13 protein-coding genes are annotated in these 14,078 nt (G+C 65.6%); 3 read left to right on the plus strand and 10 right to left on the minus strand.

What is annotated here, in order from left to right; all coding sequences use genetic code 11:
• Positions 1-40: 40 nt before the first annotated feature.
• Genes JJL56_RS31685 through JJL56_RS31695 form a run of 3 tightly spaced genes read right to left on the minus strand, consistent with a single transcriptional unit; the run spans position 41 to position 2,334 of the window.
• Positions 41-232, minus strand: coding sequence for a GYD domain-containing protein (locus JJL56_RS31685; protein WP_200487763.1), 192 nt, complete (start codon positions 230-232; stop codon positions 41-43).
• Between the two features lie 36 nt (positions 233-268).
• Positions 269-937, minus strand: coding sequence for a hypothetical protein (locus tag JJL56_RS31690; RefSeq protein WP_200487764.1), 669 nt, complete (start codon positions 935-937; stop codon positions 269-271).
• Positions 934-2,334: a selenium-binding family protein gene (locus JJL56_RS31695; RefSeq protein WP_200487765.1), complete on the minus strand. Its 1,401-nt coding sequence runs from the start codon at positions 2,332-2,334 to the stop codon at positions 934-936. Before JJL56_RS31695 ends, JJL56_RS31690 begins: the two co-directional genes overlap by 4 nt.
• Before the next feature lie 341 nt (positions 2,335-2,675).
• Here JJL56_RS31695 and JJL56_RS31700 point away from each other — a divergent pair, with 341 nt between their 5' ends.
• Positions 2,676-3,068, plus strand: coding sequence for a nuclear transport factor 2 family protein (locus tag JJL56_RS31700; protein WP_200487766.1), 393 nt, complete (start codon positions 2,676-2,678; stop codon positions 3,066-3,068).
• A gap of 269 nt (positions 3,069-3,337) precedes the next feature.
• Here the strand turns inward: JJL56_RS31700 and JJL56_RS31705 are convergent, their stop codons facing one another.
• Positions 3,338-3,961 (minus strand): FMN-binding negative transcriptional regulator, encoded by a 624-nt coding sequence (locus tag JJL56_RS31705; RefSeq protein ID WP_200487767.1) that lies wholly within the window; start codon positions 3,959-3,961, stop codon positions 3,338-3,340.
• On the opposite strand from JJL56_RS31705, the gene pdxR reads away from it, so the two are divergent.
• Complete coding sequence (gene pdxR / locus JJL56_RS31710) at positions 3,954-5,510, plus strand: MocR-like pyridoxine biosynthesis transcription factor PdxR (protein WP_247891360.1); 1,557 nt, start codon at positions 3,954-3,956, stop codon at positions 5,508-5,510. The two genes, JJL56_RS31705 and pdxR, sit on opposite strands and share 8 nt — an antisense overlap.
• A 292-nt stretch (positions 5,511-5,802) precedes the next feature.
• Here the strand turns inward: pdxR and JJL56_RS31720 are convergent, their stop codons facing one another.
• The 6 genes from JJL56_RS31720 to JJL56_RS31745 all read right to left on the minus strand — a co-directional run bounded on the left by JJL56_RS31720 (position 5,803) and on the right by JJL56_RS31745 (position 12,970).
• Positions 5,803-7,356, minus strand: coding sequence for an AMP-binding protein (locus JJL56_RS31720; protein WP_200487768.1), 1,554 nt, complete (start codon positions 7,354-7,356; stop codon positions 5,803-5,805).
• Positions 7,357-7,418: 62 nt separating this feature from the next.
• On the minus strand, positions 7,419-8,399 hold the full coding sequence (locus JJL56_RS31725) for a quinone oxidoreductase family protein (RefSeq protein ID WP_200487769.1): 981 nt from the start codon (positions 8,397-8,399) through the stop codon (positions 7,419-7,421).
• Positions 8,400-8,424: 25 nt separating this feature from the next.
• A complete protein-coding gene (gene mmsB / locus JJL56_RS31730; RefSeq protein ID WP_200487770.1) occupies positions 8,425-9,336 on the minus strand; it encodes a 3-hydroxyisobutyrate dehydrogenase in 912 nt (303 codons plus the stop codon).
• 30 nt (positions 9,337-9,366) lie between these two features.
• A complete protein-coding gene (locus JJL56_RS31735; protein WP_200487771.1) occupies positions 9,367-10,566 on the minus strand; it encodes an ABC transporter substrate-binding protein in 1,200 nt (399 codons plus the stop codon).
• Positions 10,567-10,599: 33 nt separating this feature from the next.
• Positions 10,600-12,099 carry an aldehyde dehydrogenase family protein gene (locus tag JJL56_RS31740; protein ID WP_200487772.1) on the minus strand — a complete coding sequence of 500 codons (1,500 nt, stop codon included), beginning with the start codon at positions 12,097-12,099 and terminating at the stop codon, positions 10,600-10,602.
• Positions 12,100-12,175: 76 nt separating this feature from the next.
• A complete protein-coding gene (locus JJL56_RS31745; protein WP_200487773.1) occupies positions 12,176-12,970 on the minus strand; it encodes an enoyl-CoA hydratase/isomerase family protein in 795 nt (264 codons plus the stop codon).
• Between the two features lie 369 nt (positions 12,971-13,339).
• Here JJL56_RS31745 and JJL56_RS31750 point away from each other — a divergent pair, with 369 nt between their 5' ends.
• Positions 13,340-14,011 carry a GntR family transcriptional regulator gene (locus tag JJL56_RS31750; protein ID WP_200487774.1) on the plus strand — a complete coding sequence of 224 codons (672 nt, stop codon included), beginning with the start codon at positions 13,340-13,342 and terminating at the stop codon, positions 14,009-14,011.
• Positions 14,012-14,078 lie beyond the last annotated feature (67 nt).

The raw sequence follows: 14,078 nt of genomic DNA on the forward strand, positions 1-14,078 counted from the left end.
TGGTCACCCACCTCGATACGCCGCCCTCCTCAGACCGTCATCACCCAGATTCCCGCATAGCTCCATACACGGCGATCAGATCGTACTCGCCCATCGTCATGTAGATGGCCTGAAATTCTCCACCCATCTCTTTGAGAGCCGCCTTCGCCATGTCCAGCCGCTTAGGTGAATCCTTTACGTTGCGAACCCCTTGATCGGTCCAGTTCGCCAGCATCACGTACGTCGTCATCATGCGCCTCCCATCGTCCGTTGGTCGCGCCAAAGCCAGTCATCCCAGGAGGAGGAGACCAATCCCGGTGCCGATCAAAGCGCCCGCCCACACCAGATCGAAATTCACCCAGCCACGGCGCAGGATACCGAGCCCGACGGTCTCGAAGACCACCAGCCCCACGATCGCGATTACCACCAGCATGGCCGCCATATGCACGAGGACGACAGCCAGCCCGGCGGCCGCCGACCCGAGTGCGGCAATCGTGCTCGTCATCTCGGCTCCCGGTCCACACAGCGACAGCGCCATTAGTTGGGCCGGCGCCAGCATGCCCAGCAGCAGGGGCAAGATCATCAGCCCGGCCCCGTGCGCCGATGCCATCAGGAACGACCACAGCGTCAGCCCGGCAAAACCGGTGCGCATGCCGCCCCGCACCCGATGCCGGTAGCCGCGCAACAGCCGATAGCCACCAAGGCCGATCAGCACCGTCACCATGGCCGGCTTCAGGAGATCCGGCGCGGTGACCAGTTGGACCATGGTAAAGCTGATCACCACCACCAGCACCGATAGCGCGTGGCCCAGCGCGATGGGTGGCAGCGCCTTGACCACCGCCCCGCGGCGGCCTTCCTGAAGTCCGAGAGCTACGGCGAAGAGCCACCCCATGGCCGGGTTGACCCCGTGGAAGGCGCCGAGGCCGATCAGCGCCAGCCACTGCCACGCATCGCTCATGGATAGCAGTACGAGTCCGAGGACGCGTCGCCGCCTTCCAGCCGGATCTGGTGTCCGCGGAAACCGTCGTCGAAACGCAGGAAGAACCGCTCGTCGATGCTCAGGTCACCCTCTGGGGAGGCGTCGAGCTTGACCATCCAGCTCTTGATGCCCTCGGGATAGAACTGCTCATCCCAGCTCCGGTACAGCGAGTTGGTAAAGTAGACCCGTTTGCCGTCACGGCTGACCTCGACCATCTGCGGGCCGCCGTTGAGGTCTCCTTCAGCGCTTGGATGTCGGCTGCGTCCGACGATCCCGCCCAACCGGACCGAGCCGGTCAGTTTGGGTCGGAAGGGGTCGGAGACGTCGTAGCGTTGCATCTCTCCGGTGCCCCAGCACGACACGTACAGCCAACGGTCGTCCAGCGACAGGTCGATGTCGGTGACCAGCGGCGGCACCGCCTTGAAGCCTTTGAGAATGGGGGGCAGTTGATCTGGATCGGCCGGTTCAGCCGGGATGTCGATGACCTTCCGCATCGCCCACTGGCCGCCGTCGCGATGCCACAGCCAGATCGACGAGGAGAGATCCTTCAGATTGACCACAGCGTTCATGAAGCCATGCGCCTTGGTCGGATCGTGCGCCGGCCGCAACTCCAGTGCCAGCTGGTACTCCGGCCCCAAATCGATGGTCTGCCGGTGCCGGCGGCGGTGCAGGTCCCAGAAGTGGACTCGGCGACCATACTTCGCACCCAGCAGAAGTTCCGGGTTGAGGCCGTCCTCGATCATGTCGGGCGTACCCCATTCGCTGGTGATCATCGTATCCTGGCCGAGATGCCACCAGACGTCGTAAGAGAGAAACTGCGGGCCGCGGTCGATTTCCCATTGGCCGAGCACGTCGAACGTCTCATGGTCGATAAGGAACACACCGCCCGGCCCACCGCCATTGCCCCCGCCGTTGCCGAGCGCGCTGACATAGATGCCCTCAGGACCGCAATGCAGTGTGTGGGGGCGGGAATAGTTGGCGCGGGTGGCCAGCTGCTCCGGCTCGATCACCTTGACGATCTTTGGATGGGCTGGGTCAGCCTTGGTGTCCACGATGTGAATGCGCGACGACCGCAGCCCCGGTACGATGAGGTAGCGGCGCTCGACGTGCGGATGGGGCGCGTAAGGGCACAAAGCGGAACTGCAGGCGTTCCAGCCGAAATGATGCAACTCGTCACCGACATTTGGCATGTCGAGGCGGCTGATGATCCGGCCGTAACCCGAAGAGCCGGGATCGACGTCAACGACACCGAGGGCATCCGGGCGGGCGGTGTTGTCCGTGTTCAACATCGCCACATAGGCCAGCCGCTCCGGGGGAGCTTGCATCGCCATACGTGGAGACGGATAGAAGCTGGGATCGGGGGTCCAAGTGGCCATGGAAGAACCTCTCAAGTCGCCACGCGCCTAACAAGGAACGTATCGCAACACAGAGGTTCGCGATGCGAAGGAAAGGGGCTTGTCGGTTCTTCCATAAGTGGGTTTGATCACCCCTATTTTGGTTCAGAACAATTGGGATAAACGCGTGGCGCTCAGGTGGCGCTGGAGTTCCGGCGCGTCTTATGCGCCATCCACATCCATTGGTCCCACGCCGATGGCCTGATCTGCGGCCTCCGTGAACGCGAGGACGGCCTTTCTATACCCATCCGCGCTGCGGACTTGCCGCATCCGGAGGCGTATTTTGGCACCTTCGCACCTTAATTTTCCCATGGAGGGGTGCCATGACCGCGTCGGCCGCCATAACCTTCGATTTCGGGGACCTGAAACGAGCCATCGAACATAGCGATGCCGACGCGCTGGTCCAGTTTTATGCCGATGATGCCAAGATGATCATCGTCGATCGCAACCGTCCGCCCAGCGCGCCGATGACGCTGTCGGGCAAAGAAGAAATCACGGCATTCTGGCGCGATGTCTGCTCCAGGAACATGACGCATCGTGTCGGTCGAGAGGTGGTTGGGGCGGAGCGCGCCGCCTTCGTTGAGGAGTGCGCCTACCCTGACGGGTGCCATGTGATGTCGGCGATGACCCTCGATCTGCGCGACGGTCGGATCGCCCGGCATCTTACTGTTCAAGCATGGGATGAGGTTAGCTGCGCGCCTGGTCGAACTTCCTGAAGCCCCCTCATATCCCATCAAGGCGGTGGCACCGCCTTGGCCACATCACCATAACGGTCTGCTCGGAGGCCATCGGTCCCAACAGCCGCCCCGTGGTCTGGGTGATCCAAAGCAATCTGGTCAACGGCCTGCCGCCGGCCCACCAGTAGGGCAGGGGGGCGTCTGGCCGGTTCCCTCACTCCAAAAAGCAGGGGGCGTGCCTTGAACCGAGGCAAGACGCCGGCAAGGTCCGGCAGGCTTTGCCCCCTGGCGGACGGCGCAATTCGACGTCATTCCGCGATGAGAGCAGCGACTTGATGCTCCCCAGCGTCACTACTCTCAGACAGCCCCGCTTTTACGTTCGCCCTGTCCTTGGGATTGCGATTCTGGCTCATCTTCCGCTTGGCGTCGATCCGCGTGATGGGCAGCCGCACACCGACGATGCCGCGCAACTGCGCTTGGATGAACTCGGGTGGAGCATCGCTGACGGCCCACGGGCGCGGGCGCGACGCCTCGTGGCGGTCGGTCAGGCGCATGACGACATCGAGCAGGCGGTCGGCGTTTTCGAAGAATTCGACCGGACCATAGGCGTGAACAGCCACGTAGTTCCACGTCGGAACGACCTTTCCGTCCAGGCTCTTGCCGGCGTACCAAGACGGGGAGACGTAGGCATCCGGCCCCATGAAGATCGCCATAGCCTCACCGACGGGCGGCGCTCTCCACTGAGGATTGGCCTTCGCGACGTGCCCGTAGAGCGTGCCCATGTCCCCTTCACGCTCGTCCAGGAACAGGGGCAAGGGCGTGCACACCAATCCGTTGGCTGTGGCCGTGACCAGATTGGCGAGCCCGGCGGCGCGCATCGTCTCTTGGATGAACGGCAGGTCGGTCTCGCGGAACGCTGGCGGTATGTACATTCGGGCCTCCTTGTCGGGGTGGAGTTTTCCCGAAAATTGGTCCAGTTTGAACGGCCAGTTTTCACCTTTTCAGCTGGTCCAGTTGATGCTTACGATTCCGCAAGCGGATGGAACCAAAACGGTCGTTTCCCGGATATCCGAGGCGCTCAAGGCCCAGATCGCCGAAGGCGTCTATCCCCCCGGCGCGCGGCTCCCGTCATCGCGGGCACTTGCCACCGAGTTGGGCGTGTCCCGGACGACGGTGACGGCCGCGTATGACCAACTCGCCGCCGAGGGGTACCTGGAGGCGAGGCAGGGGGCGAGGCCACAGGTCCCGAACGGTCTGAGGATCGCGCGATCGGAAATGAGGCAAGGCGTTGAGGCGCCTCCGACACACCTCTCGGATTTTGGTCAGCGACTGGTCGGCCTTCCCATGCACCTTCGGCCCGAAACCGATGCGCGCGTTGCCGATTTCCGCTATGGCGACCTCGCCGTGTCGGACTTCCCCACGCTCACCTGGAAGCGGGCCGTCGATGCCGCCATTCTGCGCCGACCGTCCCGCCTCCGGTACGGCGATCCTTCTGGCTCGCCCGACCTCCGCGCGGCCTTGCAGGGCTATCTCTGGCGCGCACGGGGGCTCCGCTGCGATCCTGACCAGATCATTGTGGTGAACGGGTCGCAGCAAGGTCTCGACCTGTGCGTGCGGTTGCTGCTCAATCCCGGGGAGCCGGCGGTCATCGAGAGCCCGTGCTATGCGGCGGCGCGCGACGTGCTCCTGGCGATGGGAGCCCAACTGATCCCTCGGGCGGTGGATCTGGAAGGCATGCGCACGGAGCGGCTCCCGCCCGCCCGTCTGGCCTACCTCACACCGTCCCACCAGTTTCCGCTCGGCGGTGTCATGTCGGTCAGTCGCCGGCAGGAGTTGCTGGCGTGGGCGCGGGGCTGCGGCGCCTACGTCATTGAGGATGATTACGACGGCGAGTATCGCTACGACGTCGCCCCCATCCCCACCTTGCAGACCCTGGATGGCGCCGAGACCGTCATCTATCTCGGCACGGTGTCGAAGACGCTCTCCCCCGCGTTGCGGCTCGGCTATCTCGTCGTGCCACGGGCGTTGAGCCCGGCTTTTCGCGCGGCGAAGCGCTTGGCGGACCGGCACACGCCGGGCCTTGAACAGGATGCCCTGACGCACTTGATCGCCAGTGGCGCCTACGAACGGCATGTGCGGCGGGTGCGCCGGCGAAATGGGGAGCGGCGCGGGGCTCTCCTGGCTGCGTTGCAGACCCAGTTTCGCGAGGAGGTCAGGGTGGTCGGCGCGGAGGCCGGGCTGCACATCGTCGCTTGGTTCACGCGGTTCTCAATGGGCCAGGAGGCGATGCTCGTCGCCGCAGTGCGGGCGGCCGGCGTCGGCGTGTATCCCATCACACCGCTCTATGACCCGAGGTCCATCTCCGATCGTCCGGACCACCCCGGTTTTGTGATGGGATACGCGAGTCTCAATGATTCCGACATCACCCGCGGGGTCGAGCGCTTGGCCGCCGTGTTTCATACCGCCGATCCTACGCATTGACACAGACACATGGGAGCCACGGCCAGCCGGTGAGGGAGCGTAGGCGCTCGGCCATCATCTGCTCGAGGTCGCGTTAACTGATGCCGTGTCGGCGGTACCAGCGCACCGCCCAAAGCACGACCTCACCCCCGAAGTGGCGGCCTTTGAAGTCCGACACGGCTTGGCTCCCTCCAGCGTCCAGCCATTCCGCCGCCATCCGGTGAACTCTGCAACAAAACCGTGTTCGCTCAGTGCCGCATGGACGTTGGCAACCGGCAAACCCTACGGCCCTTTGCCTTCGTGGACCGACACCTCAACCGGTTGCGTCTCGCTTCCTGAACACATCCTTGTGCAGCGAACTGAGTTCGTTCTTTAAAACCTTTCCCATGGCGTTCCGGGGCAGGGCATCCTGGACGATCAGGGCCTTGGGCAGCTTGTATCCGGCGAGTTCGCGCGCCGCCCGTGCGAGCATGGCGGCCGGATCGAGCGACTCGCAGCCCGGTTGGCGTTCGACGGCGGCGACCACGCCCTCGCCGAAATCGGGGTGGGGAACGCCGAAGACCGCGGTCTCGCTCACCCCCTCGATGCGGTTGAGCACGATCTCGACCTCGCGCGGATAAACATTGTAGCCGCCGGAAATGATGATCTCCTTCGCGCGGCTGACCAGCGAAAGACGGCCATCCGGGGCGGCGCGCGCCAGATCCCCCGTCATGAAGAAGCCGTCCGGCCGGAATTCCGCCGCCGTTTTTTCCGGCATCCGCCAATAGCCCTTGAACACATTCGGACCGCGCAGTTCGAGACCGCCGACCGTGCCCGCAGGCTGCGGCTGTCCGGCGGCGTCGACAACCCGGACCTCCAGCCCCGGCAGAGGATAGCCGACCGTGCCGGGCAGACGCTCGCCGTCGAGTGGATTGGAGGCAATGATCGTGGTTTCCGTCATGCCGTAGCGTTCGAGAATCCGATGCCCCGTGCGAGCCTCGAAAGCCTCGAAGATTTCCCGTGATAGAGGAGCCGACCCGCAGGTGAACAGGCGCATGGTCCCGCACCGCTCCCTGGCGAGCCGCGGGTCGGCCAGGAGGCGCGTGTAGAGCGTCGGGACACCCATGAACACGGTGCTGTGCGGCAGATGCTCGATCACGGCGTTGGCCGTGAATTTGGGAAGGAAAACAGAGGACGCGCCCGCATACAGCATCGAGTTCAAGGCGATGAACAGGCCGTGTGCGTGGAAAATGGGCAGTGCATGCAACAGCACATCGGCTTCGGAGATGCCCCAAAGCGCGTTCAGCGTGCGGGTGCCAAAGGCCAGATTGCCGTGGGAGATCATGGCGCCCTTGGGGCGCCCCGTCGTTCCGGAGGTGTAGAGGATCGCCGCCACCTCGTCGGGGCTGACCTCGGCGACACGCTCCCAGGGCGGCCGTCCGTGGCACGCCGCCGTCACGGTCCCTTCGCCGTCCGGATCGAGCGTGAAGGTTCGGCACCCGGCCGGTGGCACCAGATCGCCGACGACCGGAGTCTGTCCAACGAACACCGCGGGTTCCGCGTCGTCGAGAAAGTAGCGCAGTTCGGCCAGCGTGTAGGCCGTGTTGAGTGGCAGGTAGATCGCCCCGAGTTGCAGGACGGCGAGATAAAGGCACACCGCCTCGGGCGACTTCGCCACCTGCACGGCGACCCGGTTTCCCGGACCGACGCCGGCCTCGTGAAGGACGTGTGCCATGCGTCCGGCGGTTCGCCACAGGTCCGCGTAGGTCCAGGTCCGCCCCCTGTCGGTTCGCCCCGTATCGGTTCGCCCCGTATCGGTTCGCAGGGCCACCCGCGCGTCGGACGGCGCTCCGGGTTTCAAAAGCAGGCTGTAAAGATTGTGCGTCATTCCGGTGTTCCTGTCGCCGCGATGCGGGCAATGTCATTCCCTGAAGCGAAGGGCGGTTCGCTTCAGGGAATGAGCACGATCGATCCCGTCGTGCGGCGGGCTTCCAGGTCGCGGTGCACCGATGCGGCCTCGGTGAGCGGCGCCCGATGGGCGATGCCGACCTGGACGCGGCCCGAGGCCAGGGCCTCGAACAGCCCGCCGGCCAGGGTCTCGATGTCGTCGCGGCTGCGGGTGACCGTGGCCAGGGTCGGCTTGGCGAGGAAGATCGAGCCCTTCTGCGCCAACACGCTGATATCCAAGGGCGGCACCGGGCCGCTCGCCTGTCCGAAGCTGACCATCAGGCCGAAGGGCTTCAGACAGTCCAGCGACGCCATGAAGGTGTCCTGCCCGACGGAATCATAGACCACGTCGACACCGCGACCGCCGGTGATGTCGCGGACGCGCGCGACGAAATCCTCCTCGCGGTAGAGGATGACGTGATCGCAGCCGGCGCCACGGGCGACGGCCGCCTTTTCCGGAGAGCCGACGGTGCCGATCACCGTCGCCCCCAGAGCGTGCGCCCACTGGCACAGCATCTGGCCGACGCCGCCCGCCGCGGCGTGCACGAGAAGGGTTTCCCCCGCCTTCACCGGATGGACGCGATGCAGCAGATACTGCGCCGTCGTCCCCTTGACCATCGCGGCGGCGGCATCCTCGTCCGACACCGTGTCCGGCAGCTTCACCAAGCGGTGCGCGGGAACGATGCGTCGTTCGGCGTAGGCGCCGAGCAGCATCCAGTAGGCGACGCGGTCGCCGGGCGCCACATCGGTGACGCCGGGGCCGACCGCCTCGACGACGCCGGCGCCTTCCACGCCCAGCACGGCCGGGCGTGGGATCGCGTACTGCCCGGAGAGGGCCGAGCGGTGATAGGTGTCGATGAGGTTGACGCCGATCGCCGTGTGGCGGACCAGGGCCTCCCCCGGGCCGGGCGGCGGCACGGCCACCTCCTCCCAGACCAGGGCTTCCGGACCGCCGGGCTGGTGGACGCGGATCGCATGAACCATGATCGGTTTCCCTTTCACGCCGAGGTCAGCCGCCCGCCGATGTCAGCCGTCCGGTGATCAGGGCGAAGACGGCGCTGAAATCCTTGTTTCCGTGACCGTGCTCCACAAGCATCTGGTAGAGCGCGGCGGCGCTGCCGGCGAGCGGCGTGGCGGCGCCGCTGGTGGCGGCCGCGTCCTGGGAGAGGCGCATGTCCTTCAGCATCATCGCCGCCGCGAAGCCCGGCTGGTAGTCGCGGTTGGCCGGCGATGCCGGCACCGGGCCCGGCACCGGGCAGTAGCTCTGCAGGGCCCAGCAATTGCCCGAGGACACGGTCATGACGTCGTAGACCGTCTGGTGGTCGAGCCCGAGCTTCTCGGCCAGGGCGAACACCTCGCTGATGGCGACCATGCTCATGCCCGCCATCATGTTGTTGCAGATCTTCAGGGCCACGCCGTTCCCGGATGCGCCGACATGGAAGATCTTGGGACCCATGGCGGCCAGCACCGGGCGGGCGCGCTCGAAACCCTCGGCGGTGCCGCCGACCATGAAGGTCAAGGTCCCGGCCTGGGCCGCCGGGACCGCGCCGGACACCGGGGCGTCCACCATGACGAAACCGGCCTCGGCCGCCGCCTTGCTGACCGCCCGCGCGCTCTCCACGTCGATGGTGGAGCAGTCGATCAGCATCGTGCCCGGACGGGCGTGCGTCAGCACGCCGCCCTCGCCCTGGCCCTCGTAGGCGGCCCGCACATGCTTTCCCGTCGGGATCATGCTGATGACGGTGTCGGCATTGGCCAGCGCTTCGGCCAGCGTGGCGGCCGCGCGGCCGCCGGCGGCGGCGTAGGCGTCGCACGCCGCGGCCACCACGTCGTACCCGACGACGTCATGCCCGGCCTTGGTCAGGTTGTCGCACATGGGACGGCCCATGTTGCCGAGTCCGATGAAAGCAATCCGCGCCATGATTTTCCTCCGGAAGAGTCTCTCAGTGCGTCACTTCTTAACCAGGGAGCATTTGCTTTCGCTCAAGGGGATTGCCGCCTGGTCGCCGGGGATGGTGCGCTGAATCTTGTAGTAATCCCAGGGTCCCTTGGACTCGGCCGGAGTCTTGACCTCGATCAGGTACATGTCACGGATGACCCGGCCGTCCTCGCGGACCTTGCCGCCCTTGGTGATGAGATCGTCGACCGGAAGTTCCCGCATCTTGGCGGCGACCACGGTGCCGTCGTCGGTGCCGGCCGCCTGCATCGCCTTGAGATAGTGCGTCACCGCCGAGTACACGCCGGCCTGGACCATGTTGGGTTTGCGCTTCATGCGCGCCTCGAAGCGCTCGCCCAGCTTGCGGCTGCCCTCGTCTCGATCCCAGTAGTAGGCCGTGGTCGCGATCAGCCCCTTGGCGTTTTCAAGGCCGAGCGCGTGCACGTCGCTGATCAGGACGGCCAACCCGACGAGCTTCTGGCCGCTGCTGGTGATGCCGAACTCCGCCGCCTGCTTGACCGCGTTGGTGGTGTCCGTCCCGCCGTTGGCGAGCCCGATGATCGCGGCCTTGGACGCCTGCGCCTGAAGAAGGAAGGAGGAGAAATCGCTGTTGCCGAGCGGGTGCCTGACCTGCCCCAGCACCTTGCCGCCGTTCTCCTTGACCGTCTTGTCGATGTCGGCGGCCATTTGATGACCGAAGGCATAGTCGGCGGTCAGCATGAACCAGTCCTTGCCGCCGTCCTGGACGACGGCACGGGCGGTTCCGACCGCCTGGGAATAGGTGTCCCACATCCAGTGGAAGCCGTTGGGCGAGCAGTCTTCGTTGGTAAGGCGCGTCGTCCCCGGACCGGTGGCCAGGGTGATCTTCCCGCGTTCGCGGGCGAGGTTCTGGACCCCGAGGGCGATGGCCGAATTGGTCAGGTCGGCGATGGCATGGACGCCCTGGGTGTCGAACCATTCGCGGGCCTTCGCCAGCCCGATGTCGGGCTTGTTCTGGTGGTCCGCCGACAGGATCTCGATCTTCTTGCCAAGAACCTGGCCGCCGAAATCCTCGACGGCCAGTCTCGCGGCCTCGACCGAACCGGCGCCGCCGAATTCGCTGTACAGGCCCGACTGGTCGTTCAGAACGCCGATCCGGATGACCTCGGCGGCCTGGGCCGCTCCCGCCGCCAAGGTCGTCGTGGCCAGAAGCGCGGCGATGAAGGACGTACGCATTCTTGTTTCCTCCCTTTTTTGGTGAACTCTTGATCAGTCCATGTTGATGATGACCGTCTTCTTGTGCGTGAAGTGATCGAGCATCGCTTCGAGGGATGCTTCTTTTCCAAGGCCGGACTGCTTGAAGCCGCCGTAGGACAGACCCGGCTGAACCACGAGGTTCTGGTTGACCTGCACGAAGCCGGCCTGGAGCCGCCGGGTCGCGTCGAGGGCGGTGCGGAGGTCGCGCGTCCAGATGGTCGCGGCGAGGCCGAAATCGCTGTCGTTGGCCATGGCCAACGCGTCCTCGTAGTCGCGGAAGGCGATCACGCAGGTGACCGGTCCGAAGATTTCCTCGCGGGCCAGCCGGTGATCGTTGGCAAGGCCGGTGAAAAGAACGGGCTGCACGAACAGGCCGCGCGCCAGCCGCTCGTCCGTCGGCAGGGCCGAGCACCGATGGGCCACAGCGCCCGCCGTCGTCTCGCCGAGCGCGATGTAGGACTGCACCCGGTCGAACTGCTGTGGCGAGATGATGGTGCCGATGTCCGTCGCCTCGTCCAGCGGGTCGCCCATGGTCATGGCGTCGACCTTCGCCTTCAGTTTGTCGACGAAGGCGTCGTGAAGACTCTCGTGGACGAAGATGCGCGAGGAGGCGGTGCAGCTCTGGCCTTGCCGCGTGAAGCGCATGCCCGCCACGGCGCCGTCGATGGCCTTGTCGAGATCGGCGTCGCCCATCACGATCATCGGGCTTTTGCCACCCAGTTCGAGGGTGACGGGGATCAGCTTGTCGGCCGCCAGATGCGAAATGATCTTCCCCGTCTCCACCGAGCCGGTGAAGGTCACCTTGCCGACCCCCGGATGGGTGACCAGGGGCGCGCCGCATCCGGGGCCGTCACCCGACAGGATGTTGAGGACACCCGCCGGCAGCAGCTGGTTCATGACCTGGATGACGCGCAGGGCCGCGAGAGGCGCCTCCTCGGCGGATTTGACGATGACCGCGTTTCCGGCGACCAGCGCCGGCGCGATCTTGAGCGCCATCAGGTACAGCGGCACGTTCCACGGAATGATGGCGCCGACGACGCCGATCGGTTCGCGCTGGGTGAGGGTCAGCATCTTCGGGTGGAACGGAACGGTTTCGCCCTTCAGCTCGGACGCGAGCCCGCCATAGAAGGTCAGAGTGTCCGCCACCAGCGACGCCTCGACCCGGCTTTCGGTCCGAATGGCCTTGCCCGTCTCCAGGGCGAGCAGGCGCCCGATCTCCTCGGCATGGCCGATCAGGCGGCGCCCGCATTCGACCAGCAGCCGGCCCCGTTCGCGCGCCGAAAGGCGAGCCCAGGCGCCTTGCGCCGCGACCGCCGCGCGGACGGCGGCGTCGACGTCCCGCTCGCCGCCGTCCGCCGCCATGGCGATCACGTCGCCCGTCGCGGGGTTCACGACGTCGAAAGTCTTTCCCGTGGCCGCTGGCCGGAGTTCACCGCCGATCAGCAGCAAACCCGACAGCTCGCGCGCGAGGGCATGGGGGGTCGTGTTCAGAACCAGGTTCTGGTCGGTCATGGACGGTCTCTTTTTGAATGGGGCCGGTCGAATGCGGCTGGTGTGCCGATCGGGCCCGCGCCGGGGGCGGAGGCGGTCAGGACGCCCGGCGCTGCGACCAGACCTTCAGGGCGTTGGCGAACTCGTCCGATCGCAGGCTCGCGGCGAAGGCCGCCTCCGCCGCCCGATCGTCCAACTCGCCGCGGGCAATGTCGTTGAGCGCGCGTTTCATGCCGGCGATGGCCTGCGGCGCGCAGGCCGTGATGCGTCCGGCCAGTTCGTCCACGGCGGCCTGGAGATCGTCGGGAGCGACGACCCGGTCCAGGAAGCCGATGCTCAGCAGGTCGTCGCCGGCGATCGTTTCCGCCGTGAGGAACAAGCGCTTGGCCGCGTTGAGGCCAAGCCGCGACACGTAGCGGCGAAGGCCGCCGGGGTAGAATTGTATGCCAAGCTGCCCGGCCGGCATGCGCATACGCATTCCGGTCACGCCGATGCGGAAGTCGCAGGCGAGCGCCAGATCGGTGGATCCGCCATAGACGCTGCCATTGAGGGCGCAGATCGTCGGGACACGGACCGCTTCGACGCGATCGCACAAACGCGCGAAGGCGTTCTCCCCGTCCTGGCCGTCCGAGCCGCCGCGCTGGGACGACTGGGCCGCGCTCAGGTCGTACCCGGACGAGAAGCTCGGCCCCGTCGCGGTCAGCACCAGCACGCGAATGGAGGGGTTCGCTTCGGCGGCCGCGATTTCCTCTTGCAGAATGGCGATGTCCGCCACATCGATCCGATTGTGCTGGAGCGGGCGGTTGAGCCGGATGGTGCCCACCGCGTCCTTCACGGTCAGTTGGGGGGCTGTGGCCGGCCCGTCCGATTGACCCCGTGGCGTCCCGTTCATCGTTTCCTCCCAGGTGCCGTCATTGGCGACGGCGTGGCCCTATGGATACCGCCTTTGTTTTTATAAAGAACCATGAGTGAGCTCATGCATACCAGAGAGTGATAATGGAATGCAACATGGAAAGTTTGGCACGCTTATGGTTGGCAGGCCACGCAATGAGTGACAGTGGTTTCCTGTGTGCCTTTGCGCGTAGGGAAGGGCCAAAATCCTCTGCTGGATGAGGGTGCACTATTTTCTGCCACGGCCTGATTTCACCGCCGCCCGCGGCTGTTCGGTCGACCAAAATCGAGTTTTGGCATACCATGACATTGACGCCGATCAGTGGACGCGATACCGTCGACCGATCCCGATTTGCCAACGGATCATGCCATGCAGGCGGAAAAGCCAAGCCGCGTAACGGAAATGCGGCGGGTGCTCGAACAGGAAATTCTGGGCGGCATCATCGCGCCCGGCGAGCGTCTGGATGAACGAGCTTTGGCCGAACGGTTCGGCGTGTCACGGACACCGGTGCGCGAGGTGCTGTCCCAACTCGGCTCGAGCGGTCTGGTCACGATAAAACCGGGCGCGGGCGCCTCCGTATTGCGGATGTCCGCCAAGCAGCTTGTCGGCATGATGGAGGTTCTGGTCGAACTGGAATCCCTGGCCGCCAGCCTTGCCGCCCGCCGCATGGGAATCGCCGGGCGCAAGCGTCTTCTGGAAGTGCACGAGGCGAGCCGCGCCGCCGCCGAGGCCAGCGACATCGAGGCCTACGACAATCTCAATCGCGAACTGCATGAGCTGATCTACGCCGGAAGCCGGAACGAGCATCTGGAGCATCAGGCGAAACTCATCCGCAGTCGCCTGCGCATCTACCGCCAGTATCCGTTCCAGCACACCGCGCGCCCTTTGAAGTCCTACACGGAGCACGACCTTTTCGTGAAAGCGATCCTGGAAGGGGATGGCGAGGCCGCGCGCCGGCACATGCACGACCACATGACCACAGGCGGAAGCATTTGGGTGGACATGGTGGTCTCCATGCCGCCGGTCGGTGACCATGATTAGCGTGAGCTATGCGGGAATCTGGGTGATGACGGTCTGAGGAGGGCGGCGTATCGAGGTGGGTGACCAA

The sequence above is a fragment of the Azospirillum aestuarii genome (assembly GCF_016632405.1).
In the GTDB taxonomy this organism is placed as follows: Bacteria; Pseudomonadota; Alphaproteobacteria; order Azospirillales; family Azospirillaceae; genus Azospirillum; species Azospirillum aestuarii.

Excerpts from the sequence above, each read along its gene's own strand:
- JJL56_RS31685 (WP_200487763.1), bottom strand. The coding sequence starts at position 232 with ATGATGACGACGTACGTGATGCTGGCGAACTGGACCGATCAAGGGGTT.
- JJL56_RS31690 (WP_200487764.1), bottom strand. The coding sequence starts at position 937 with ATGAGCGATGCGTGGCAGTGGCTGGCGCTGATCGGCCTCGGCGCCTTC.
- JJL56_RS31695 (WP_200487765.1), bottom strand. The coding sequence starts at position 2,334 with ATGGCCACTTGGACCCCCGATCCCAGCTTCTATCCGTCTCCACGTATG.
- JJL56_RS31700 (WP_200487766.1), top strand. The coding sequence starts at position 2,676 with ATGACCGCGTCGGCCGCCATAACCTTCGATTTCGGGGACCTGAAACGA.
- pdxR (WP_247891360.1), top strand. The coding sequence starts at position 3,954 with ATGTACATTCGGGCCTCCTTGTCGGGGTGGAGTTTTCCCGAAAATTGG.
- JJL56_RS31705 (WP_200487767.1), bottom strand. The coding sequence starts at position 3,961 with ATGTACATACCGCCAGCGTTCCGCGAGACCGACCTGCCGTTCATCCAA.
- JJL56_RS31720 (WP_200487768.1), bottom strand. The coding sequence starts at position 7,356 with ATGACGCACAATCTTTACAGCCTGCTTTTGAAACCCGGAGCGCCGTCC.
- JJL56_RS31725 (WP_200487769.1), bottom strand. The coding sequence starts at position 8,399 with ATGGTTCATGCGATCCGCGTCCACCAGCCCGGCGGTCCGGAAGCCCTG.
- mmsB (WP_200487770.1), bottom strand. The coding sequence starts at position 9,336 with ATGGCGCGGATTGCTTTCATCGGACTCGGCAACATGGGCCGTCCCATG.
- JJL56_RS31735 (WP_200487771.1), bottom strand. The coding sequence starts at position 10,566 with ATGCGTACGTCCTTCATCGCCGCGCTTCTGGCCACGACGACCTTGGCG.
- JJL56_RS31740 (WP_200487772.1), bottom strand. The coding sequence starts at position 12,099 with ATGACCGACCAGAACCTGGTTCTGAACACGACCCCCCATGCCCTCGCG.
- JJL56_RS31745 (WP_200487773.1), bottom strand. The coding sequence starts at position 12,970 with ATGAACGGGACGCCACGGGGTCAATCGGACGGGCCGGCCACAGCCCCC.
- JJL56_RS31750 (WP_200487774.1), top strand. The coding sequence starts at position 13,340 with ATGCAGGCGGAAAAGCCAAGCCGCGTAACGGAAATGCGGCGGGTGCTC.